We start from the raw sequence: 21,785 nt of genomic DNA, 5'->3' as shown, positions 1-21,785 counted from the left end.
CGTTACGCTATTTAAGGTTGCATAAAGAATGTCCAATCCTGGCCAGAACGACACGACACCGATTGATCATCGCGCTCAACTTGTTGAAGTCCTGGCGCAAGGCTGTAAACCCAAGCAGGATTGGCGCATCGGAACGGAGCATGAAAAGTTTGGTTTTGTGCAGCCTGACGATGCTGGTGAGGGACGTCCTGCTTTTTCGGCTCCTCCCTATACCCCCAAAGGTATTCAGGCTCTGCTGGAAAACTTAGCGGCAGGGCCTTGGCAGCCTATTTATGATGGCGATGCTCTTATTGGTTTGAAGGGCGTAGAGGCGCATAAGGGCGCGTCGGTTTCGCTGGAGCCTGCAGGTCAATTTGAACTCTCTGGTGCGCCTTTAAAAACAGTGCATGATACCCAGTGTGAAATGATGGATCATTTCACTGCGTTGAGAGAACCGATGGAGCAGCTTGGTTTAGGTTTTGCCCCGTTGGGTTTTCAGCCTTTATGGTCACGTGCTGAGCTGCCATGGATGCCTAAAAGCCGTTATGCGATTATGCGTCGGTATATGCCGAAAGTGGGGCAACGTGGCTTAGACATGATGCAACGCACATGCACCGTTCAAGTTAATCTGGATTTTAGCAATGAAGCCGACATGGCACGTAAGATGCGTGTCTCTTTAGCGTTGCAGCCTCTTATTACTGCTCTTATGGCGAATTCACCGTTCATTGAAGGGAAGCCGACGGGGTGGCTCTCTAATCGTGGTCGGACATGGTTGGATACAGACAATCAGCGTAGTGGCCAGCCGCCTCTCTTCTTTGAGGAAGGGTTCGGATTTGAGCGCTATGTTGATTGGTTGCTCGATGTGCCGATGTATTTTGTTCAACGTGATGGGCGGAATATCGACGTGGCGGGTTGTTCGTTCCGTCGTTGGCTTGCAGGAGAGCCGCAGGCCCCTCTCGCAGGACTGACGCCAACGGTTGGGGATTTTGAAGACCATCTAACGACGGCTTTTCCAGATGTGAGATTAAAGCAGTTTTTGGAGATGCGTGGAGCTGATGCGGGACGACCCGATATGATGGTGGCACAGTCCGCGTTTTGGGTCGGTTTGTTGTATGATTCTGCGACATTAGAGGCTGCTGAGGCCTTGGTGCGTGAACAGCCTTGGGATGTGTATCATAACTTACGGACTGATGCCGCGCGATTAGCGATGGATGCACCATTCCCTTCTGGCGGGTTGCGGGCCTTGGCACGGCGTGTTTTGGCTTTGGCTGAGCAGGGTTTGGTCGCGCGTCAGTTGGATGAGCAGTCGCTCTTAGCACCACTTCATGCCATAGCAGACGGGGCGCCAACGCAAGCGGAGCATTGGCTGAATCGTTATCAAACGGCGTGGCAGGGTGATGTTCGGCCTATCTTTAAAGAGGCGCAGATCTAATAGGATGAGAAGAAAGCCGGCAATGCGGTTGGCTCTTCTTTAAGTGCTTATCATTTGTAGGGAAATGATCATATGATGAAACGTGTGTTCTTAGCGTCTGCATTGAGCTTTTCAAGTGGTGCTCTTATGGTGCCACAAGCTCACGCTGAAGTCGCTTTGACGGCCCCGCAGCAAACGATCGTTCATCATATTGAAGACACGCTCTCTCAGACAGAGAGTTTTCAAGCGCGCTTTGAGCAGGTGAGTTCTGCCGATGGGCAGACAAGCCACGGGACTGTGCTTGTGGCGCGCCCGGGACGGATGCGCTTTACCTATGACGCCCCGAGTCCTTTATCCGTTGTTGCTAATGAAGGACGGATGGTCTTCCAAGATACTAGCATTGACCAAGTGACGACCATGCCTTTGGATCGTACTCCGCTAGGGTTGTTACTGCGTCCTCATCCGCATTTTTCGGGTGATGTGACAATCACAGGATATCATCAACAAAAAGGGCAGATTGAGCTGCATGTGGTGAGAACGGAAAGCCCCAGCGAAGGAGAGCTAACCTTATTCTTTACAGCTCATCCTCTTGCGCTACAGGGCTGGAACGTTGTGGATGCACAAGGGCGACAGACGCGCATCCATCTCTCAGAGGTGCAGACGGGTGTCCCGGTTGATGCCAAGGAGTTTGCTCTGCCTAAGGACGATGAATAACCTCTTACTTACGTGAAAGTTCGAGGGCGCGGCTATAGACTGTGCGCTTAGGAAGGTTGACCATTCCTGCGACAAGGGTTGCTGCGTCTTTGACGGAATGAGTACGCAAAGCTTCTGTGAGCGCCTGATCGAGGTCTTGCGCGCCCGTGTCATCAGCGGGTGGGGGGCCAAGTAAGAGCGTAATCTCTCCGCGAGGAGCGTTTTGGCGGAAGTGGGCAGCGACCTCAGCAAGAGATCCACGAACCATTTCTTCAAAGCGTTTAGAGAGTTCACGCCCAACGGCCGCCTCGCGTTTTTCACCGAAAACATCTTTTAAGGTGTCGAGTGTGTCGCATAAGCGATGAGGCGATTCGTACCAAACCAGTGTTGCGGCCAGTCCAGCTTGCTCCTGTGCACGGAGGGACGCAAAATGATGCTTGCGTGCTTCCCCTCGTGCGGGAAACCCAAGGAACATAAAGGGAATCGGAGGTAGGCCAGAAAGTGTCAGTGCTGTGATGGCCGCATTGGCACCCGGAAGGGACGTAACGGCTAGGCCAGCTTGCAGGGCTGCTCGCACAAGGCGATAGCCGGGGTCTGAGACAATGGGTGTGCCTGCATCTGAGACAAAAGCGAGCCGTTCTCCATTATGTAAACGCGCTATAAGAGAAGGGATTCTGTCTTGCTCATTATGGTCATGAACCGGAATCAGTGTATTGGTAATACCATAATGGCGGATAAGTTTCGTTGTAACGCGTGTATCTTCACACAAAATTGCATCAGCTTCTCGTAAACTATCTAAAGCGCGCGCCGATATATCAGCAAGATTGCCAATAGGCGTTGCGACTAACATAAGTTGTCCGCAAGAAGAGTGTTCATTTCTAGGAGTATTATATGGTTTTTCAGACATCGGTATCCTCGGTGAGCCGCTCTGCTCCTTATTGCCGTGATAGACGATCACACGGCAAGGGGCAGAATTGGAAACTGGCCCTGATGGCCGGTGTTTTGATGACATTAAATGCGTGTTCAGGTGAGCATGAGAAGCCATTTTCTCAGTCTCCTATCTCGATGAATAACCAAAACCAGACTTCCACAGGTGAGCAACGGATTGGCCTGATCCTTCCATTAACGGGGCCAAGGGCCGCGATTGGATTACGCATGCGGGAAGCGGCGCGTCTGGCGCTGCCTGAAGGACAAAAGCCTGGGCTTGATATTTTTGATAGCGCTCAGCCCGGTGGAGCCATTAAAGCCGCCCAAGCCGCGTTGGCCGCAAAAGATCGTATCGTGACAGGGCCTCTTACGGCAGGAGAAACGGCCCAGGTTGCAGACATTGTCCAGCCTGCTCATGTGCCTGAATTGGCGTTTACGAGTGACGTGCAGCAAGCCCGTCCGGGTGTATGGACGATGGGTCTAACACCAGAGCAACAGGTGCATCGCCTTGTAGATGCGTCGATTGCTGATGGACGCAAACATTTTGCTGCCTTCCTTCCCGATACAGCATTGGGGCATGCGATGGGAGAGGGGCTTGCCGCAGCCTGTCAGGAGGCCAATTTGGAACCTCCTAAGATTGTTTTCCATACTGATCAGCCTGAGGATATTGCAACAAAAATGGCAGATCTATCGGCCATTTCAGCGCGCAGAGCGCCTCAGCAAACATATACTTCTTCTAATAGTGCAGATGATAACCAGCCCTCAGCAATCAATCCCGTTCCCGATTCGACGAATGATGGAACTGTGTCACCGACGACTCCTGGAGGAGTGGCGCCGGCGAACGGAGGGGGAGTGATTGCACCGCCTCCTTTTGATGCTTTATTGTTGGGAGATACGGGCCTGAATTTGGCACGTGTGATTACGTCTCTTAAAAATGACCAAATCGATTCGCTATCAGCCGTGCGTATTTTAGGGCCTATGCTCTGGCGTTCATTTGACGGGAAGCTAGGAGAATTACGAGGAGCTTGGTACGTAGCATTCGATCCGAAACAGAGAAGTGGTTATGTGCAGCGTTATCAAGCGGTGTATCAACATGCGCCGTCACCTGTGACGGACTTTGCCTATGATTCGGTTGCATTAGCTGCAGCATTAACCCGTCAGAATGCGTTGGATACAGCGAGTTTGACGCGTCCAGATGGCTTTATGGGCGTGAATGGTGTGTTCCGGTTAAAAGCTGATGGGCGTGTGCTGCGTGATCTTGGGATTTATCAGATTCTTCCAGGAGGTGGAGGACAGCTTGTCATCCCTCCGTCGCGACATTTCCAAGTAAATGCGCCCGTGCAGGCTTTGCCCGCTCCGGTGCAAGGAAGGGTGGCTCCCAAGGTGACCGATGGGCTGACAAAAACATCCTTTACCCCTTAAGAGGAGCATAGGGGACAAAAGAAAAACGGCCTCTAGGGGTCGTTTTTCTTCTCAGTATAAAACGCTAAATCGTTTTACGCTTGTTCGTTAAGTGGCAGTACAGGTCGAATGGTGCGAAGTGCTGTCGTAAAATTGACGTAGCGTCCAATTTCACGGTCACGCAGATGGTCAATCAGTACCCAGCCTCGCCCTTCAGGACGAACAATATAGGCTGGTTCTGCGTTTTCTCGAACCCAGATAAGTACCTGCTCGGCTACTTCATAGGGTATGGGAGAGGATGAAAGAGTATCAACAGCGGCATCCAGCAACCCCATAGCTTCACCAGCTTCAAGCCAACGCATGAGATAGTCTTTATGGCGTGGGAGAATACGCTGCCGAAGAGGAATTACTTCACAGATACTCGTCTGATGCGACGTGGTTAGAGAGCGCGTGTTAAGAAAAGCCTTCTGTGCCATCAGGATATCCTCTTCCGAACAGAGAGTGAGCTATTCACTCCGTTTATGGCTGACATCTATTATGAGCTTGGAGGAGGATGGAGGCTTTCTCAATTGTAAAAAGAGATATTCGCGACGAAGAATTCTAGGTGTTGCAAATCTACCATGTTCTTTGTGCATGGCAGATTTGTTTTAATGGTAAAGCTTTTTGTCCCACCGACGATGCAACCAAAGCCATTCGCCCGGGCGGTTGGTAATCCATTCTTGCAAACGATCATTAAGAATTTGCGTAACTTTTTGAATGGTATCATGCCGTTTTTGGGAAGGAAGAGCATATGAGTGAGGGTCAAACGGAGGAGATACTTCCAAAACCAGACGGGCGGGGCCTTCTCGGCGGACATAGCCGGTGACAATCAGTGCATTAAATTTAAGGGCTAGGGCGGCTGCAGCTGGTGCGGTCATGGTCGGACGGCTAAAAAAGTCGGCGCATATTCCATCATTCATTTTCTGATCGCCTAAAATACCTAAATGATTCCCTTGGGAAAGATAGCGCATAGAAGCGCGCGCGCCTTTTGCTCCTTTGGGAAATGAGGGAATATCTGAACGGCCAATATTTTTTTTGCGGAGTTGAGAGAGAAGGCGGTCAACATAAGGATTGTTGGGGGCCCGGTAGAAAGAGGCAAATGGAAGCCCAAAATGCGCAACAGCAGTTGGCATAATCTCCCAATTCCCTAGATGGCCCGAAAAAAAGATGATGGGTCGCTTGCTGAGTTTGGCTTCTTCCAGCCAGCAGGCTCCTTCGACAGACCATCCCGCACCTGATGACGAGTTATAAGGTAATGTTGGGATGTGAGGGAGCTCTGCAAATGTGCGACCAAGGTTTTCCCAACACTCCTTTAGAATCACTTTTTTTTGCTGTTTTGACAGATGGGGGAACGCTAGGTTGAGATTAGCTCTTCCAATAGAAGATAATGGTGCTATTGGGCCAATTATACGCAATAGGGTGCCCATTATTGTAGAGGCGTGTTCTGGTTTGAAGAGTTTTAGTAAATTTATGCATAGGAGTAATGCATAATATTCTATCTTCTGAGAGAATTTCTTCATGTCATAAGGTCTTTGGAAAGAGTTGATCTATAATGCAGGACGCTGATGTATCATCATGCCATAGAAGATCAACGGTAATGATTTTAATATTTTTAATGAATTCTTGAGGAAGCTTAACGGCGTCCTTTTCCGTCGTTACAAGGGTAACGCCGGGGAGAGAGGCGAGTTGTGACAGACGGTGAAGGTCACGCTGCGTGTAGAGATGATGATCAGGAAAAGAGAGCGTGCGGATAACTGTCACGCCCATTTCTTTGAGCATCGTGAAAAATTTTTCGGGTCGGCCAATCCCACTGAAGGCAATGCACTGCTTGCCTACCAGATCTCGGATTTCTGGGCCGGGTGAAAACTCAGCCTTGAAGAGCGGTATATGAGAAGGAAAGTGTTTAGAGAGATGATGGCGGTCTTTGCCGATCATGACAGCTGCCTGAATACGTGAAAGAGCACTGTCGAGTGTTTCGCGCAGAGGGCCAGCGGGGAGAATAAGGCCATTTCCCAAGCCTGCTGGGCCGTCAATAACGAGAATAGACACATCTTTATAGAGTGATGGGTCTTGGAGGCCATCATCTAGAATGAGACAATCGGCTCCATGAGCAATAGCACTTTGCGCGCTGTCCACTCTATTTTTCCCTCGCCATGTAGGGGCTTGGCGGGCAAGGAGAATTGTCTCATCTCCGCAATCGATAGGGTCATCAGAGGGGAGGATAAGACGCTGCTGTTTTGAACGCCCGCCATACCCTTTTGTAAGAATATGCGGGTTATAACCGTTCGCTTGTAGGTGACGCGCTAAATGAAGGGTAAGAGGGGTTTTTCCTGTTCCGCCAACTGTAATATTCCCGCAGCATAAGACGGGTACAGCTACATGTGAGGCGGGTTTTTTCAACCGCCTCTGTCCTTGAAGACGTACAGCTCCGGCAAGCGGCGTCAGTAATGTTGTCGCGAGACTTGGTGGCTGATGCCAAAAAGAGGGCGGACGCATTTTCATAATGAAGCAGGGTGTGTGAAAATTGTGTCTATAATACGGGCGGCAAGCTCCCGCGAGAAGTTCTTATTATTTTGAGGGGGGGAATGGAAGAGACTTTCTGATGCAAGCCATTGGGCAAGGGCTGTAGAATCGTGAACAATCGTGAGAAAAGGAGCGAGTTTTTGGCAGGTTTCCCGCCAATTTCCCATATATGGGCCGGTAGCAGTAAGGCAGTGTTGGCGTAACGGTTCTAAGGGGTTATGCCCCCCTCCCGGAGCGCACAAGGAATGGCCCACAAAGGCGTGGGTGGCGAGCTGAAAAAACAATCCAAGTTCATCAAGTGTATCGGCGATCCATAAAGAGCAGAGAGGCGACGGATCTTGCCCGGCAGAGCGGCAGGGGGCCGCGAGTTTCTGCGCTAGCAAAGGGCCACGTTCTGGGTGGCGTGGCACAATAATCGCGAGCATGTCAGGGCGGTGGATGGTGGCCTGTTGAACGGCTTGAGCAATTATTTCTTCTTCGCCCTCATGGGTGGAGGCCGCGACAAAAACGCGGCGTGATCCAATGAGGTGCCTTAGCCGCTGTTCTTCGATTGGACAAAAGGATAAAGCAGGAGAGTCTTCCTTTATATCTCCCTCTTTCATGAAGCGTGAAAAGCCAAGCTGTTCAAAGCGTTTCCTATCTTCACAACTTCGCGGGGAAACCCAGGATAGGCTGCAAAAGAGCGCTTGGAAGAGAGAAGGAATGCGGTGCCAGCGTTGAAAGCTACGGTCTGAAAGGCGTGCATTAGCTACCATAGTTGGAATGGCATGGCGCTTACATGCTGCAATGATTCCTGGCCAAAGCTCGCTTTCAATAAAAACCGCGCCAGAAGGCGACCAGAAATTAAGAAACTTCGTCACCCATAGAGGGGTATCATAGGGAATAAATTGATGCTGGAGGCGCGCGCCAAAGGCTGGGTGATGTGCACAGATACGCGCACCGGTGGCCGTCGTTGTTGTAAAAAGAATAGATAAATCGCTTTTTTGAGAGAGGAGTGCGTCAATGAGAGGAAAGCTTGCGCGTGTTTCTCCGACACTTGCAGCATGAATCCAAAGGACATGGCGACTGGCGTAAAATTCACGCGGAATGTGAGAGGGGATACCATATCTTTCGGGAATGCGGCTGGCATCGTCCCCTTTTTTACGGAGGGTACGCGTAAGATAGAGCCTTAGGACAGGTGCCATAAAAGCACCAAACCCTTGCCATAAGAGAGGGAGGGTGGAAGAGAAAGAAAAAAAGGCCACTATGCAAAGCTCAACGCTGTCAAACGTATTCTTGGGATGTGTTCTAAAGCTTAAAAAAAGATTTGGGTAGATGGCGTAAAATAAGAGGTAGCGGCATGTCGTATGAAGCCGCTACCTGTGCATTACAATTAAGGATAGAGGCGTGTGACGTCCCATTGAGGGTCGGTGGATGTTGCGCGGCGTGTCCAGGTTGCGCGATCATGAAGGCGGAAAGCACGTTCCTGCCAAAATTCGAACCGTTCTGGCACGACGCGATATCCGAGCCAATGCGGAGGACGCGGAATAGGGCTATCTTCGCCATAAGTTTCGGAAACTTTAGTGAGACGCTCTTCAAAAATGGAGCGGTCAGCGAGGGGGCGTGATTGGTCAGAAGCTAGAGCGCCAAGACGCGACACGCGCGACCGGCTTGCAAAATAACGGTCAGTCTCGTCAGCGCTGACTGGTTGAACAGGCCCTTCGATGCGGATTTGCCGACGCAGTGATTTCCAGTGGAAGAGTAGAGCGGCATGTGGGTTATCACGCAGTTCCTCTCCCTTGCGACTCTCGCTGTTTGTATAAAAAACAAATCCACGTTCATCGACACCTTTGAGAAGCAAAATGCGAACAGAAGGCCGCCCATCAGGCGTTGCCGTAGCAACCGACATGGCGTTGGGATCGTTGGGTTCGTGAATTTCAGCTTCTGCTAACCAGTCTGCAAAAAGCTGGTAAGGATGAGCATTTAGATCAATAAGAGACTGGTTAGGAATATGGTGAGAAGGAGAGTCCGTCATCTTTCAACTCCTTTTGAGTGATGCGAATAAGACACTATAAATGTGCCCTAACTCGAAAGAGAGCGAAAAAACTCACCTGCGAGAGAGAGCGACTCTTGTCCAGGGGCGACGCTTGTGCAACCACCTGTTCCAGCAAATGATCATATATGACCATGAGGATGGTAGAACATGTCTGAAATGAAAGACAATACAAGTAAGGAGCCAGCAAAAGGCACCATAATGGCTGGGAAACGCGGTGTGATCATGGGTGTTGCCAATAAAAGCTCGATAGCTTGGGCAATTGCGAGTGCTTGTGCCGCTCAGGGAGCTGAACTGGCTTTCACCTATCAAGGTGATGCACTGGGTAAACGGGTACGCCCTCTTGCTGAGAGTGTAGGGTCCTCGCTGGTTTTTCCTTGTGATGTCAGCGATGATGAAGCGATCAATGAGACATTTGACGCTATTGAGAAAGAGTGGGGGAAGATTGACTTTGTCCTTCACGCGATTGGGTGGGCTGATAAGCAGTATCTGCGTGGTCGTTATGTCGATACGCCGCGTGATGCCTTCTTAAAGGCGATGGATATTTCTTGTTTCTCGTTCACGGCGGTAGCACGGCGTGCGGCGGCGATGATGAATCCAGGTGGGTCATTGCTAACGATGACGTATCTCGGAGCAGAGCGTGTGATGCCGCATTATAATGTGATGGGTGTTGCCAAAGCTGCGCTGGAAGCTTCCGTACGTTATATGGCTGCTGATCTGGGGCGTGATGATATCCGCGTAAACGGAATTTCTGCTGGGCCTATTATGACACTTGCGGCTAATGGCATTGGTGCTTTCCGCTATATTCTACGGTGGAACCAGCTGAATGCACCGATGGAGCGCAATGTATCGTTAAAAGATGTTGGCGGGTCTGGCATGTATTTCCTTTCAGACCTTTCAAGCGGTGTGACGGGTGAAATCCATCATGTCGATTGTGGGTACAACACCGTTGGGATGAAAAACCCTCACGCTCCTGACATTGCGGCACCATCTGGAGAATAAAACGTGTCTGATAATAGCTTTGGGCGTTTGTTTCGTGTGACCACTTGGGGCGAGAGTCATGGTCCGGCCATTGGTTGTGTCATTGATGGCTGTCCTCCTCGCCTGAAGCTATCGGAGGAAGATATTCAGCCTTGGCTCGACCGACGTCGGCCGGGGCAGTCGCGCTTTACGACACAACGGCGAGAAGCAGACCGCGTAAAGATTCTGTCCGGTGTGTTTGAAGGACAGACAACCGGAACGCCTATTTCTTTGTTGATCGAGAATACCGATCAACGGTCGCGTGATTATGGTGAGATTGCGCAGCGTTATCGCCCTGGTCACGCTGATATCGCGTATGACCTGAAATATGGCATTCGGGATTATCGTGGCGGCGGACGGTCTTCAGCACGTGAAACGGCTATGCGCGTGGCTGCCGGTGCGGTGGCGCGCGTCGTTCTGCGTGAGCTTGTTGGAAAACATCTTACGATACGTGGTGCGTTGACGTCTATCGGGTCGTTAAGCATTGAGCGTGAGCGTTGGGACTGGGGTGAGATTGAACGCAACCCATTTTGGTGTCCAGATGCAGAAATTCTTCCACAATGGAGTGCAGAGCTCGACCGTGTTCGTAAGTCTGGCTCTTCCATCGGGGCAACGCTTGAGGTTGTGGCAGAAGGCGTGCCGGCGGGTTTAGGGGAACCCGTTTATGGGAAGCTGGATGCTGAGCTGGCCAGTGCCTTAATGGGCATTAATGGGGCCAAAGGTGTTGAGATAGGGGAAGGCTTCCACGCCGCTCAATTACGAGGCGAGGACAATGCCGACCCGATGTATCCTGCTGAGGGTGATGCAAAAGTACCAACTTTTGCGAGCAATCATGCCGGCGGGATTCTTGGAGGCATTTCGACGAGTCAGCCTTTGGTTGCGCGGATGGCTATGAAGCCGACAAGTTCGATTCTAATCCCTGTTCCGAGTGTTGATCGGACGGGAGCTCCTGTGGAAGTTCAAACTAAAGGGCGTCATGACCCTTGTATCGGTGTGCGAGCAGTACCGGTCGCAGAGGCTATGGTTGCGTGTACAGTTGTGGATCATCTTCTGCGTCATCATGCACAATGTGGGTGGTGAGGGCGGCCATCTGCCCTCCCAACCAGTTGGAAAAACGAGCTTTTTAAGGTGCTCCCCTTTTGAGACGGGGAGTAGATAACACACAAGATATAGTGCAATATTAAATTAATTAGCCATATATGTGGTTTCCCAAGGCATAGCTTGCTCAAATTTGCAAGCGAAGAGTTTGCTTGCGAAGTCCCCTCAACTCATGGGAATGAAGGGGTCACTTACCGACAATTAAAAGAGCCTGACAGGGGTTTGTTACCATGAGTTTTCACGATACCCGGACAACGTCTCAACCGACGTCCGCAACTGTTGAACCAGAGCTGTTTGAGAGTGTCGTGCAGCTTCCTGGACGTCACCCTGTAAAGATTGATCCGTCGCGCGATGAGCGTCTGACGGCTTTCGGGCGGGCGACGTTGGATGACCGCTATCTGCTTGAGGGGGAAACCTATCAGGGGCTTTTCGCCCGTGTGGCGTCTCGTTACGGAGCAGATGCTGAGCATACCCAGCGGATTTACGACTATATGTCGCGTCATTGGTTTATGCCGGCCACGCCGATTCTTTCCAATGGTGGGACGAATCGTGGTTTGCCCATTTCCTGCTTTCTCAACGAATCAGAAGATAGCCTCGAAGGCATCGTTGAGCTCTGGAACGAGAATGTGTGGCTTGCCGCTAAAGGTGGCGGGATTGGCTCTTATTGGGGCAACCTGCGCTCTATCGGTGAGAGCATCGGGCGTAATGGGCGTACGTCGGGTGTGATTCCTTTTATTCGGGTGATGGATAGTCTGACATTGGCCATCAGCCAAGGGAGTTTGCGCCGTGGCTCAGCAGCGGTGTATCTGCCAATTTGGCATCCTGAAATTGAAGAATTTATTGAGATGCGTCGTCCCACAGGTGGGGATCCGAACCGTAAGGCGATGAATCTTCATCATGGCGTATTGGTGACTGATGACTTCATGCGTGCTGTTGCGCAGGATGAAGAATGGCCTCTGATTTCTCCTAAAGACCATAGCGTGATTCGCAAGGTCTCAGCCCGAGCCTTGTGGATCCGTCTTCTAACAGCGCGGATGGAGCAGGGCGAGCCGTATATCATCTATTCAGATACGGTGAATCGTGCGCGGCCGGAACAGCATCGTTTGGCAGGGCTTGAGGTTAAAACCTCCAATCTGTGTGCTGAAATTACTCTGCCAACAGGGATTGATCATCACGGTAAAAACCGGACAGCAGTATGCTGCTTATCCTCCCTCAATCTCGAATATTGGGATGAGTGGAAAGATGAACCACAGTTCATTGCTGATGTGATGCTCTTCCTTGATAATGTCTTGCAGGACTTTATTGATAACGCGCCAAACCATATGGATCATGCTCGTTATGCTGCGATGCGTGAGCGCTCTGTTGGGCTGGGTGCGATGGGCTTCCACTCCTTCTTGCAAAGCAAGATGGTGCCGTTTGGCAGTGTGATGGCAAAGGTCTGGAATAAGAAAATATTCAAACATATTTCTGAACAGGCCAATCAAGCGTCTAAGGATCTTGCACAGACGCGTGGAGCATGCCCAGATGCTGAAGAATATGGCATTATGGAACGCTTCTCTCATAAGATGGCCGTAGCTCCGACAGCGTCTATTTCCATCATTGCTGGTAATGCGAGCCCTGGGATTGATCCCATTAGTGCGAATGTTTTTCTGCAAAAAACGCTCTCGGGTTCCTTTACTGTGCGCAATCGTCATTTGGCACAGCTGCTGAAAAAACATGGCCGTGATAATGAGGAAGTGTGGTCTTCTATCACGTTAACGAAGGGGTCTGTTCAGCATCTGGACTTCTTGTCTCAGGATGAAAAAGACGTCTTTAAAACAGCCTTTGAGCTGGATCAGCGCTGGGTGATTGAGCATGCAGCAGATCGCGCGCCATTTATCTGTCAGGCACAGTCTGTCAATCTGTTTTTGCCGGCAGATGTGCATAAGCGTGACCTTGTTCGTATCCATTACGAGGCGTGGAAAAAGGGCGTAAAATCTCTTTATTACTGCCGTTCTTTGTCCATTCAGCGGGCAGATACGGTTTCTAATATGGCCTCGAAGAAAGACATCATGGAAGGTGATGACGATCATCTGCCACAGACAACACCGCGCCATAATGAAACAGGGGCGGGTAGTTATGAAGAATGCTTGTCTTGCCAGTAAGGCGGTCTTGGTAAGCGATAAGTGTTAGTTATAGGAATGCGAAGGAACTAAATGATGGTAGATCAAGCACCTCTTCCGTCTGCACCAGAATCAGAAGTCGAAGCGAATTTGCTTGTTGAAAACCCCGTTTATAAGCCATTTCGTTACCCTTGGGCTTATGATGCATGGTTGACGCAGCAGCGTTTGCATTGGCTTCCCGAAGAAGTCCCTATGGCTGAGGACGTTAAGGACTGGCATCGTACGCTGAGTGATGTAGAACGTAATCTGGTAACGCAGATTTTCCGCTTCTTCACTCAAGCTGATGTGGAAGTGAACTCTGCGTATATGAAATATTACAGTCAGGTGTTTAAACCGACTGAAGTATTGATGATGCTTTCATGTTTTTCCAACATTGAAACCATTCATATCGCAGCTTATTCACATCTCTTGGATACAATTGGTATTCCAGAAACTGAGTATTCTGCTTTCCTAAAATATAAGGAAATGAAGGATAAGTATGATTTCATGCAATCCTTCAACATTAACAGTAAGCGCGACATTGCGAAGACCATGGCGGCCTTTGGGGCTTTCATGGAAGGGCTGCAGCTCTTTGCATCTTTCGCCATTCTGCTGAACTTCCCACGCTTTAATAAGCTCAAGGGAATGGGGCAGATTGTCTCATGGTCTGTGCGAGATGAAACATTGCATTGCCTGTCCATGATACGGCTCTTCAGAACCTTTATTCGCGAGAATCCTGAACTCTGGACGCAGGATTTCCGTGATGAGCTTGTTGAAATTTGTCGCCAGACCGTCAAGCATGAAGATGCTTTCATTGAGTTGGCTTTTGAAATGGGGCCGGTAGAAGGGTTGGATCCCACATTAGTTGAGCGTTATATCCGCTTTATTGCAGACCGACGTCTGACACAGCTCGGGTTGGATCCAATCTATGGTATTGATAAGAATCCGCTTCCATGGGTTGATGATATGCTGAATGCTGTTGAGCATACGAATTTCTTTGAAAATCGTGCAACAGAATATTCACGTGCATCAACACAAGGAAGCTGGGAAGAAGCGTTTGAAAGTGATGTTTTCAACTAACGTTTTGGTGGTAAAATCGCACGAATAGAGCGGGGAATAAGAGCTATGATCTTGACCCCGTCTGTTCGTCTGCTCATATGGTAGGCGTAAGTCTTTGTTAAAACGGCCGTCTGGTGTCTTTGCTCCTTCAAAGACATGGGACGGCTCCTTGTATGTGCCCTGATACCCTTATCGTAGGGGTTAGGGAGTGGAGTTGTGAGCCTTGGTTTCTTCCTCGTCAGATCCCCTTGCTACGCGTCATTCTACCGTCAGTCGTGAAAATGTAAGGGAAGAGGATGCTTTGAAGGTTTTGTCAGCCTATCTGGCTGATGATATGCGAGCGTGTAATCAGGCTATCATTGATAGAATGCAAAGCTCGGTTCCACTTATCCCGCAATTAGGAGCGCATCTTGTTGCAGCAGGGGGGAAACGCCTGCGCCCATTATTGACGCTCGCCTCGGCTCGCTTGTGCGGTTATCAACCAAGTGCAGAGCAACAGCGCCATGTCGGTTTGGCAGCCTGTGTTGAATTTATCCATACGGCGACACTGCTCCATGATGACGTCGTGGATGAGAGCACGCTAAGGCGTGGCATGGCGTCGGCTAATGCGTTGTTTGGGAATAAATCTTCCGTGCTGGTTGGGGACTTCCTTTTTGCACGTTCGTTCCAGCTTATGACGGCAGATGGTTCACTTAAAGTCATGGCTATTTTGTCTGAGGCATCGGCAACGATCGCTGAGGGTGAAGTGTTACAGATGTCGACCCAGAATGATCTCTCAACCCCTATTGAACGGTATTTGGAGGTTATTCACGGGAAGACAGCAGCTCTGTTTGCCGCTGCCTGTCGCGTCGGCGCTGTGGTCGCTGAACAGTCCGAGAAGGAAGAATTAGCTCTGGAAGCTTACGGAACCAATCTCGGTATGGCCTTCCAGCTTGTTGATGATGCGTTAGACTATGCAGCCGATCAGCAAGTGCTTGGTAAAACGATCGGTGATGATCTGCGCGAGGGTAAAATTACCCTGCCCGTTTTAGCCGCCTATGATGCGGGAACTGAGGAAGAGCGTGTTTTTTGGAAACGCGTCATAGAAGACAACGAGCAGACTGATGCTGACTTGCCGCGGGCTTTAGACATTATCGCTCGGACAGATGCGATTAAGACGACGTTGAAGCGAGCAGAGCGTTATGCGCACAAGGCAGCTGAAGCATTGGAAGTTTTTCCAGACAGTGAACTAAAAGCACTTTTGGTGAAGACTGTTCTCTACACAGTGAACCGCGTTAACTAAAAGGCTCGTGCTTTTTCTGAGAAAGGGAAAAGCACACAGTCAGCAAAACCTAACCATTTAATATGTTGCGTTAAGCTGTCATTCCCCTCTGGGAAGGCGGTGACAAAGCAACGCTGGGGAGCCGTGTGTTGGGGCGGCTGGCTTATGAGCTCAAAATTCTCCGAAAGAAGAGAGAGTGCATGTTGAGCGACGGCAGGTGCCGGGTCTAGCCACATGATGGAGGCCGCTGCATTAAGGCGACGGAAGATGGGCATGAGAAAGGTATAATGCGTGCATCCTAGCCCGATTGTATCGATCTTTTCCCCGCCTTCTTGAGAGAAAAGTTGCGTCAGCTCAAAGGCAACGTCTTCTGAGGAAGGCGTTTCGCCTCGAAATGCCTGCTCTGCCAGTTGAGCAAGATGAGCAGACCCGTGAACGATAAGGCGGCAATCAGCAGCAAAGCGATGATGGAGATCATGCAGATAAGGTCTGCGGGCTGTGGCCTTGGTGACGAGAAGGCCGATTGTGCGACTGACAGAGACCCGGCCAGCCCAACGAATGGGTGGAACACAGCCGACAACAGGAAGGTTAAGTGCCGCTCTAACAGCCGGCAAAGCAAGCGTGCTTGCTGTATTGCAGGCGATGATGAGTAAATCAGGAGAAAGCTTCTGGCACACCTCTTTGAGGAGCATGACAATGCGTTCTGTCAGAGGAGCATCAGGCTGCTCTCCATAGGGGAACAGCGCTGTATCAGCTAGATAGTCTACGTGCACAGAGGGAGCGAGGCTGCGCAACGCTTGAACGACCCCCATGCCCCCAATGCCAGAATCAAAGACGAGAATATGTGGGTTTTGGTTGAGCATGGGGGCCTTCGTGATTAGAGGGACGAATCAGCTCTTTTTAAAAGCGAGAGCTTCTTCAGCGCTACCGACCCCACCATGGGCGCGTGACCAGCCGCATGGGTCTTCCAAAAAGCGGCGTACTTCAGCGCTGTCTTGGTCTGAGAAATACTGACCATTGGCGCATGCCTCTAAGACGTCCCACCATGTGCAAAGGGAGTGTAGGGAAATTCCCATATCCGAGAGAGTTTTTTGCGCCCCCGGGAACACCCCATAATAGAAGACGACGAAGGTATGATCTACAATGGCACCGGCCTGGCGGAGAGCATTGGCAAAACGGATTTTAGACGCACCATCTGTTGTGAGATCTTCCACAAGGAGGGTGCGCATATTTTCTGGCACATCCCCTTCAATCTGTGCGTTCCGTCCAAACCCTTTAGGTTTTTTCCGCACATAAGCCATAGGGGTCATGAGACGGTCAGCAATCCATGCTGCGAAGGGAATACCAGCCGTTTCCCCACCGACCACGGCATCAATGCTTTCATAGCCGATATGGCGCCCAATTTTTTCGACAGCAAGCTCCATCAGCTTGGCGCGTGCGCGGGGGAAGAAGATAATTTTCCGACAATCAATATAGACGGGCGACTTCCATCCAGAAGTGAGCGTGTAGGGCTCATCTGGGCGGAAATTAATAGCTTTAATTTCCAGAAGAATGCGAGCTGTTGTTAAGGCGGCATCGCGGTCCCACTGTGTGTGGCGGCCGCTATGAGAGGAGGTGCCAGGTGCGGTCATTATCTTCTCCAAATAAAGAGGTTCCTTTTGAGACATCTAACGGTTACAAAGCAAGAGGGGTAGAGAAAAGATGGTTTCATCGTCTCTTTCTGTTAAAGAAAACCTTGTTCCAGTTATAAGTTTTTCTATATGGTGGAACGCCCTAGCTCACAGCTTTTGTGAGATACCCAGTTAACCTGAGAGAGTAAGGCTCAGAGATGGAACTCGAAATTAGCCATATCGGTCGCAAATGCGAACGTGCTGTTGTTACGGCGTATCAGGAGCTTCATGGTATGGGGCAAAGCGAGATGCAGATCTTCTCAGCCTGTACGACACTCTATCGTATCCATCACCCTGAATCGTCCATTCCAGAAGCACGGCTTCTCGTGTCTGAGTGGATTGACCACCACATTGTGCGTCGTGATCGTGGTGCGACCCGGGGCTGCAACTGTTAAAGCAGTTACAGCACGACGTAGAATATTGTTTTACCGTTCGTCCATAGAAGGGACGGAGCGTGGTGCTTCGCCCGTGTAGATTTGGCGCGGGCGCATGATTCGGCCGTTGGGGTTTTTTGTCATCTCAAGCCATTGACTCACCCAACCGGTCGTTCGAGCGATAGCAAATAGGGCCGTGAACATAGATGTCGGGATGCCCAAGGCCTTTAAGATGAGGCCAGAATAGAAGTCGACATTCGGATAAAGCTTTCTTTTGATAAAATACTCATCTTCCGTAGCGATACGCTCTAGTTCTATGGCGAGATCAAGCAGAGGGTCACGTTCTAAACCCAGAGTTTCAATTACCTCATGAAAGCTTGTCCGGAGCAACTTAGAGCGAGGATCCACGTTGCGGTAAATACGGTGTCCAAACCCCATAAGGCGAATGCCTGATGTTTTGTCTTTCACCTTAGCGAGGAAGGCTGGGATATTTTCTTTGGATCCAATCTGGTGGAACATATCAAGGGCGGCCTCATTAGCGCCACCATGGGCTGGCCCCCATAGGGCGGCAATCCCAGCGGAAACACAGGCGAATGGGTTGGCGCCCGTGGAGCCAACTAAACGCACAGCAGTAGTTGATGCATTCTGCTCATGGTCGGCATGGAGCATGAGGATGCGATCGATTGCTCGCGCGAGAACGGGGTTAACACTATAGCGGCGCCCAGGACGTGCAAAGAGCATATGTAGGATATTTTCCGAAAAAGAGAGCTCTTCTTCTGGATATATAAAGGGTTCACCAACCGTATATTTATAGGCCCAAGCGGCAATCGTTGGCACTTTTGCGATCAACTGACGGGCCGCGAATTCACGGTGATCTTGATTGTTCGTATCAAGCTCGTCTGTATAAAATGTCGAAAGCGCTGCTACTGTTCCACATAAAATGGCCATTGGGTGCGTATCACGACGGAACCCATTGAAGAAATTACGGATTTGCTCATTGAGAATACGAAGCTCAGCCATTTCATGGCAGAAAGACACATATTCAGGCCGTGTTGGGAGATGTCCTAAAAGGAGAAGATAGGTTAGTTCTGTGAAATCTGCTTTTAATGCAAGTTCTTCAATCGGATACCCGCGGTGGAGCAGAACACCCTTTTCCCCATCAATGTACGTGATTCCGCTGCAGCATGACGCTGTAGAAGAAAATCCTGGATCAAAAGCGAGTGTTGAATATTGAGATGTGAGATGTCGCTGATCAAATCCAGAAGGCCCGATAGTCGATTGAACGATCGGTAGAGATACAGAAAGAGAGAGTTCGGGACTTTGATGCGTCATCTTTTGGGTATCCCCGTGGTCTATTACAGGGAAAAGGCTAGCCCTATTTTTTATTGAGAACAATACAGGTTATGGAATGTTTTCATTTTTAAATCAAAATAAAAAAACGGTGAAAAGGAAAAGCTCCTCTCCACCGCAATGATACACTAGGAAAATAAATTTATTTAATGAGTGGTTTCAGGGAGCGCATAAACAACAAGAGAATCAGAGATAGGTGTTCCCATGAAATGGTGCCCTCCTGCCATGACGGCAACATATTGGCGTCCATTAACAGCATAGGTCATTGGGGTCGTTTGACCGCCTCCGGGCAGAACATCATGCCATAGTTCTTTGCCGGATTTCATATCTATAGCATGGAGAAGATTATCCGTTGTTGCGGCTACAAAGGCGACACCACCGGCGGTAATGATTGGGCCACCATTATTGGGTGTACCAATGGTAAACGGCATGCCAGTTGGCAAGCCCCAAGGGCCATTAGCGCGTGCTGTTCCTAATGGCCGCTGCCATAGCACAGAATGTGTTTTGAGATTAATTGCTGTGATCATACCGTAAGGAGGTTGGTTGCACATCATTTTAGTAAATTGGTTCCAGAATGGCGCAACAATGATGCCGTAGGGCGTATCGGCTTGAGCTCCGTTTCCTTCAGCACCGCCACCTCCGGGTTTGTAGCTCGGAGAGTCGATAGATACTAAGCCAAGATGATCTGCTTGTCTGCGTGTGACGAGCGCATCATACATGGGGAGATTATTCCAATTGGCAAGAAGAATGCCTGTTTGAGGGTCATAGGCCATACTGCCCCAGTCGCTTCCTCCATTATAACCGGGATATTCGATCCATGGTTTATCGAGACGAGGAGGCGTAAATTCACCTGTATAGGCGGCACGACGGAATTTAATACGGCAGAAAAGTTGATCCAGAGGCGACATGCCCCACATGTCAGCTTCTCTGAGTTTGGGGAAGCCAAGCCGTGGTACAGCAACAGACCATGGTTGTGTTGGCGCGCGCGTATCACCGGGCACAAAACCAGGCGAGGGAGCTGCTTTTTCAACGACAGGGAAGTTGGGGAGAGGCTTACCGGTGCGTCTGTCTAAGATGAATGTCTGACCGCGTTTTGTTGGCATGATAAGAGCGGGAATGATGCTTCCATCTGGTGCATGAGCGTCAAATAGCGTTGCTTGGGAGCCAATGTCATAGTCCCATACATCTTTGTGAACCGTCTGAAAAACCCAGCGTGGGGAGCCCGTTTTGACATCAAGAGCAACGACGGAGGATGAGACTTTATTTTCAGCATCAGTGCGTAAGGCGCTGTAATAATCAACGGCTGAATTCCCCGTAGGAACGTAAACGAGCCCAAGTTCATTATCGCCTGTCATAGCGGCCCATGAGTTGGGTGTGCCGCGGCTATAGAATTTGTCTTGTGCAGGTTGGTGGTGATCGTCAGGATTATTGACATCCCACGCCCAAACGAATTTACCGCTTTCGGCGTCATAGCCGCGGATGACACCAGAAGGAGCCCAACGCCGCTGTCCATCAAGAACCTCATGATTGACGACAGCAACACCATTGATCACCGGAGGTGGTGTCGTCATGGCGACAAAACCGGGCACAGACCATCCGATGCCTTGCATGAGGTTAACTTGCCCGTCATGGCCAAACATTGGGCAGAGAGCCCCTGTATCTGCATCAACCTGAATCAAACGTTCATCAAGTGTCGCTTCCATAATACGATTATGGCAGGGCTGGCCTTCAGGAACGAGGGAGGAGGTAAAATAGGTTACCCCTTTGCAGGCAGCTGTGTACGGAATGCTTTCATATTTCTCGCCTGAATGAAAATGCCATTTTTCCTGTCCATTGGTGGCGTCAACGCGCATCATATCATTGGTAGCGGAGCATAAATAAAGTGAGGAACCAACCTTAATTGGAGTGGTTTCGGGAGCCCATTTATTGGCTTTCCCCTTCGGCACTAAACTTCCCGTATGATAGATGAAGGTACGTTTCAGCTGTGCGACATTCTCAGGTGTAATTTGTTTAAGAGGTGAAAACCGGCTTTGGTGGTCGTCATGCCCGTAAACAGGCCAGTCGTTTTCTTGGGGGTGTGCTCCTTGTTGTGGGGCCATTGTTGGTAGTTGGTCAGCAGGTATTTCACTGATATCGGGAAGATGAGCGGGGTTGACGCTTAACGGTTGGGGGGTTGTTGGTAACGGTGGAGGATACAGGGAATGGTAAGGCTGGTCATGAGAAGAGTCTTGCTGCTCTAGGCCGGGAGGCTCAGAAGATGGTGGGATTTGTGCAAAAGCTGAAAGGGAGATGGATGCGCTGCTTGCAAGAAGTGTTGCAAGAAAAAAGTTCTTACGCATGGCGTGCTTCTTTCTGGATACGGGATAGTGTGAGAAGGCTGAACGCGACAGCGATGGCAATTAGAGTGGGGCCTAAGAGGCGAGGGAGCCATCCCCAGAAATCGAATCCAACTTCGTAAATTGTCCAAGGGATCGTTAAAAACCATGCAAGCAGGTAAAGCCAACCGCCAAGTGCTTGTTGACGGAGCATGAGCAGACCTGAAGCTGTAAGGAGGATGCCGCACAGCACGTAATACCAAGAACCACCGAGCCACGCGAGCTCTGCACCTAATATGACAAAATAAAGGCCAAAGACCAAAATAACCGCCGCAAGTATTCCTATGAGAATAGGAGCGGCCTTCCACCGAGAACGATGGGAGGGAGAAGAAGAAATCACTGACGACCTCACAACTGAAAATATTATCTTTTCAATTAGGGGAGCGTCAAAAAGTAAAAAAACCTATGATCCAACACGTTTACGTGAAGGAG

At 50.1% G+C, this 21,785-nt stretch carries 20 protein-coding genes; 9 read left to right on the top strand and 11 right to left on the bottom strand.

Annotated elements, in window-relative coordinates; genetic code table 11:
• Window positions 1-28: 28 nt before the first annotated feature.
• Window positions 29-1,411 carry a glutamate--cysteine ligase gene (locus F457_RS0102580; RefSeq protein ID WP_018979572.1) on the top strand — a complete coding sequence of 461 codons (1,383 nt, stop codon included), beginning with the start codon at window positions 29-31 and terminating at the stop codon, window positions 1,409-1,411.
• Between the two features lie 72 nt (window positions 1,412-1,483).
• Window positions 1,484-2,104, top strand: coding sequence for a LolA family protein (locus F457_RS0102575; RefSeq protein WP_018979571.1), 621 nt, complete (start codon window positions 1,484-1,486; stop codon window positions 2,102-2,104).
• 4 nt (window positions 2,105-2,108) lie between these two features.
• Here F457_RS0102575 and rsmI read toward each other — a convergent pair whose 3' ends face one another.
• Entirely contained in the window at window positions 2,109-2,990 is an 882-nt protein-coding gene (rsmI, locus tag F457_RS0102570) for a 16S rRNA (cytidine(1402)-2'-O)-methyltransferase (RefSeq protein WP_211209030.1), read from the bottom strand.
• On the opposite strand from rsmI, the gene F457_RS0102565 reads away from it, so the two are divergent.
• The gene (locus F457_RS0102565) at window positions 2,975-4,432 is read left to right on the top strand and encodes a penicillin-binding protein activator (protein ID WP_245539095.1); all 1,458 of its coding nucleotides are present in this window, start codon (window positions 2,975-2,977) and stop codon (window positions 4,430-4,432) included. The genes rsmI and F457_RS0102565 overlap by 16 nt on opposite strands.
• A 74-nt stretch (window positions 4,433-4,506) precedes the next feature.
• On the opposite strand, the gene F457_RS0102560 is transcribed toward F457_RS0102565, so the two are convergent.
• From F457_RS0102560 to pdxH, 5 genes are all read right to left on the bottom strand, one after another.
• Window positions 4,507-4,887 (bottom strand): hypothetical protein, encoded by a 381-nt coding sequence (locus tag F457_RS0102560; RefSeq protein ID WP_018979568.1) that lies wholly within the window; start codon window positions 4,885-4,887, stop codon window positions 4,507-4,509.
• Between the two features lie 171 nt (window positions 4,888-5,058).
• Window positions 5,059-5,970: a lysophospholipid acyltransferase family protein gene (locus F457_RS0102555; protein WP_026294114.1), complete on the bottom strand. Its 912-nt coding sequence runs from the start codon at window positions 5,968-5,970 to the stop codon at window positions 5,059-5,061.
• Between the two features lies 1 nt (window position 5,971).
• Window positions 5,972-6,946, bottom strand: a complete 975-nt coding sequence (lpxK, locus tag F457_RS0102550; RefSeq protein ID WP_245539094.1) for a tetraacyldisaccharide 4'-kinase — start codon at window positions 6,944-6,946, stop codon at window positions 5,972-5,974.
• A 2-nt stretch (window positions 6,947-6,948) separates the two neighbouring features.
• Window positions 6,949-8,157, bottom strand: a complete 1,209-nt coding sequence (locus F457_RS11975; protein ID WP_040920715.1) for a 3-deoxy-D-manno-octulosonic acid transferase — start codon at window positions 8,155-8,157, stop codon at window positions 6,949-6,951.
• Window positions 8,158-8,345: 188 nt separating this feature from the next.
• Window positions 8,346-8,987 carry a pyridoxamine 5'-phosphate oxidase gene (gene pdxH / locus F457_RS0102540; protein ID WP_018979564.1) on the bottom strand — a complete coding sequence of 214 codons (642 nt, stop codon included), beginning with the start codon at window positions 8,985-8,987 and terminating at the stop codon, window positions 8,346-8,348.
• A gap of 168 nt (window positions 8,988-9,155) precedes the next feature.
• Between pdxH and F457_RS0102535 the strand changes: the two genes are divergently transcribed.
• The 5 genes from F457_RS0102535 to F457_RS0102515 all read left to right on the top strand — a co-directional run bounded on the left by F457_RS0102535 (window position 9,156) and on the right by F457_RS0102515 (window position 15,605).
• Entirely contained in the window at window positions 9,156-10,007 is an 852-nt protein-coding gene (locus F457_RS0102535; RefSeq protein WP_018979563.1) for an enoyl-[acyl-carrier-protein] reductase FabI, read from the top strand.
• A gap of 3 nt (window positions 10,008-10,010) precedes the next feature.
• A complete protein-coding gene (aroC, locus tag F457_RS0102530; protein ID WP_018979562.1) occupies window positions 10,011-11,105 on the top strand; it encodes a chorismate synthase in 1,095 nt (364 codons plus the stop codon).
• A 248-nt stretch (window positions 11,106-11,353) separates the two neighbouring features.
• Window positions 11,354-13,267 carry a ribonucleoside-diphosphate reductase subunit alpha gene (locus tag F457_RS0102525; protein ID WP_018979561.1) on the top strand — a complete coding sequence of 638 codons (1,914 nt, stop codon included), beginning with the start codon at window positions 11,354-11,356 and terminating at the stop codon, window positions 13,265-13,267.
• 54 nt (window positions 13,268-13,321) lie between these two features.
• Complete coding sequence (locus F457_RS0102520; RefSeq protein ID WP_018979560.1) at window positions 13,322-14,344, top strand: ribonucleotide-diphosphate reductase subunit beta; 1,023 nt, start codon at window positions 13,322-13,324, stop codon at window positions 14,342-14,344.
• 313 nt (window positions 14,345-14,657) lie between these two features.
• Window positions 14,658-15,605 carry a polyprenyl synthetase family protein gene (locus tag F457_RS0102515; RefSeq protein ID WP_051081277.1) on the top strand — a complete coding sequence of 316 codons (948 nt, stop codon included), beginning with the start codon at window positions 14,658-14,660 and terminating at the stop codon, window positions 15,603-15,605.
• Here F457_RS0102515 and murI read toward each other — a convergent pair.
• Window positions 15,602-16,447: a glutamate racemase gene (gene murI / locus F457_RS0102510; protein ID WP_018979558.1), complete on the bottom strand. Its 846-nt coding sequence runs from the start codon at window positions 16,445-16,447 to the stop codon at window positions 15,602-15,604. The genes F457_RS0102515 and murI overlap by 4 nt on opposite strands.
• A gap of 27 nt (window positions 16,448-16,474) precedes the next feature.
• The gene (locus F457_RS0102505) at window positions 16,475-17,215 is read right to left on the bottom strand and encodes an orotate phosphoribosyltransferase (RefSeq protein WP_018979557.1); all 741 of its coding nucleotides are present in this window, start codon (window positions 17,213-17,215) and stop codon (window positions 16,475-16,477) included.
• 197 nt (window positions 17,216-17,412) lie between these two features.
• Between F457_RS0102505 and F457_RS0102500 the strand changes: the two genes are divergently transcribed.
• Window positions 17,413-17,649, top strand: a complete 237-nt coding sequence (locus tag F457_RS0102500) for a hypothetical protein (RefSeq protein WP_018979556.1) — start codon at window positions 17,413-17,415, stop codon at window positions 17,647-17,649.
• A gap of 30 nt (window positions 17,650-17,679) precedes the next feature.
• Here F457_RS0102500 and F457_RS0102495 read toward each other — a convergent pair whose 3' ends face one another.
• From F457_RS0102495 to F457_RS0102485, 3 genes are all read right to left on the bottom strand, one after another.
• Window positions 17,680-18,960 carry a citrate synthase gene (locus tag F457_RS0102495; protein ID WP_018979555.1) on the bottom strand — a complete coding sequence of 427 codons (1,281 nt, stop codon included), beginning with the start codon at window positions 18,958-18,960 and terminating at the stop codon, window positions 17,680-17,682.
• Between the two features lie 164 nt (window positions 18,961-19,124).
• Window positions 19,125-21,317, bottom strand: coding sequence for a pyrroloquinoline quinone-dependent dehydrogenase (locus F457_RS0102490; protein ID WP_018979554.1), 2,193 nt, complete (start codon window positions 21,315-21,317; stop codon window positions 19,125-19,127).
• Window positions 21,310-21,693, bottom strand: coding sequence for a hypothetical protein (locus F457_RS0102485; RefSeq protein ID WP_018979553.1), 384 nt, complete (start codon window positions 21,691-21,693; stop codon window positions 21,310-21,312). Before F457_RS0102485 ends, F457_RS0102490 begins: the two co-directional genes overlap by 8 nt.
• Between the last annotated feature and the right edge of the window lie 92 nt (window positions 21,694-21,785).

The organism is Saccharibacter floricola DSM 15669, assembly GCF_000378165.1.
In the GTDB taxonomy this organism is placed as follows: domain Bacteria; phylum Pseudomonadota; class Alphaproteobacteria; order Acetobacterales; family Acetobacteraceae; genus Saccharibacter; species Saccharibacter floricola.
This window is presented reverse-complemented; position numbering and strand designations above follow the sequence as displayed.

Bases quoted from the DNA above. Each gene is read 5' to 3' on its own strand.
- F457_RS0102580 (WP_018979572.1), top strand. From the start codon at position 29: ATGTCCAATCCTGGCCAGAACGACACGACACCGATTGATCATCGCGCT.
- F457_RS0102575 (WP_018979571.1), top strand. From the start codon at position 1,484: ATGATGAAACGTGTGTTCTTAGCGTCTGCATTGAGCTTTTCAAGTGGT.
- F457_RS0102565 (WP_245539095.1), top strand. From the start codon at position 2,975: ATGGTTTTTCAGACATCGGTATCCTCGGTGAGCCGCTCTGCTCCTTAT.
- rsmI (WP_211209030.1), bottom strand. From the start codon at position 2,990: ATGTCTGAAAAACCATATAATACTCCTAGAAATGAACACTCTTCTTGC.
- F457_RS0102560 (WP_018979568.1), bottom strand. From the start codon at position 4,887: ATGGCACAGAAGGCTTTTCTTAACACGCGCTCTCTAACCACGTCGCAT.
- F457_RS0102555 (WP_026294114.1), bottom strand. From the start codon at position 5,970: ATGAAGAAATTCTCTCAGAAGATAGAATATTATGCATTACTCCTATGC.
- lpxK (WP_245539094.1), bottom strand. From the start codon at position 6,946: ATGCGTCCGCCCTCTTTTTGGCATCAGCCACCAAGTCTCGCGACAACA.
- F457_RS11975 (WP_040920715.1), bottom strand. From the start codon at position 8,157: ATGGCACCTGTCCTAAGGCTCTATCTTACGCGTACCCTCCGTAAAAAA.
- pdxH (WP_018979564.1), bottom strand. From the start codon at position 8,987: ATGACGGACTCTCCTTCTCACCATATTCCTAACCAGTCTCTTATTGAT.
- F457_RS0102535 (WP_018979563.1), top strand. From the start codon at position 9,156: ATGTCTGAAATGAAAGACAATACAAGTAAGGAGCCAGCAAAAGGCACC.
- F457_RS0102525 (WP_018979561.1), top strand. From the start codon at position 11,354: ATGAGTTTTCACGATACCCGGACAACGTCTCAACCGACGTCCGCAACT.
- F457_RS0102520 (WP_018979560.1), top strand. From the start codon at position 13,322: ATGGTAGATCAAGCACCTCTTCCGTCTGCACCAGAATCAGAAGTCGAA.
- F457_RS0102515 (WP_051081277.1), top strand. From the start codon at position 14,658: ATGCGAGCGTGTAATCAGGCTATCATTGATAGAATGCAAAGCTCGGTT.
- murI (WP_018979558.1), bottom strand. From the start codon at position 16,447: ATGCTCAACCAAAACCCACATATTCTCGTCTTTGATTCTGGCATTGGG.
- F457_RS0102505 (WP_018979557.1), bottom strand. From the start codon at position 17,215: ATGACCGCACCTGGCACCTCCTCTCATAGCGGCCGCCACACACAGTGG.
- F457_RS0102500 (WP_018979556.1), top strand. From the start codon at position 17,413: ATGGAACTCGAAATTAGCCATATCGGTCGCAAATGCGAACGTGCTGTT.
- F457_RS0102495 (WP_018979555.1), bottom strand. From the start codon at position 18,960: ATGACGCATCAAAGTCCCGAACTCTCTCTTTCTGTATCTCTACCGATC.
- F457_RS0102490 (WP_018979554.1), bottom strand. From the start codon at position 21,317: ATGCGTAAGAACTTTTTTCTTGCAACACTTCTTGCAAGCAGCGCATCC.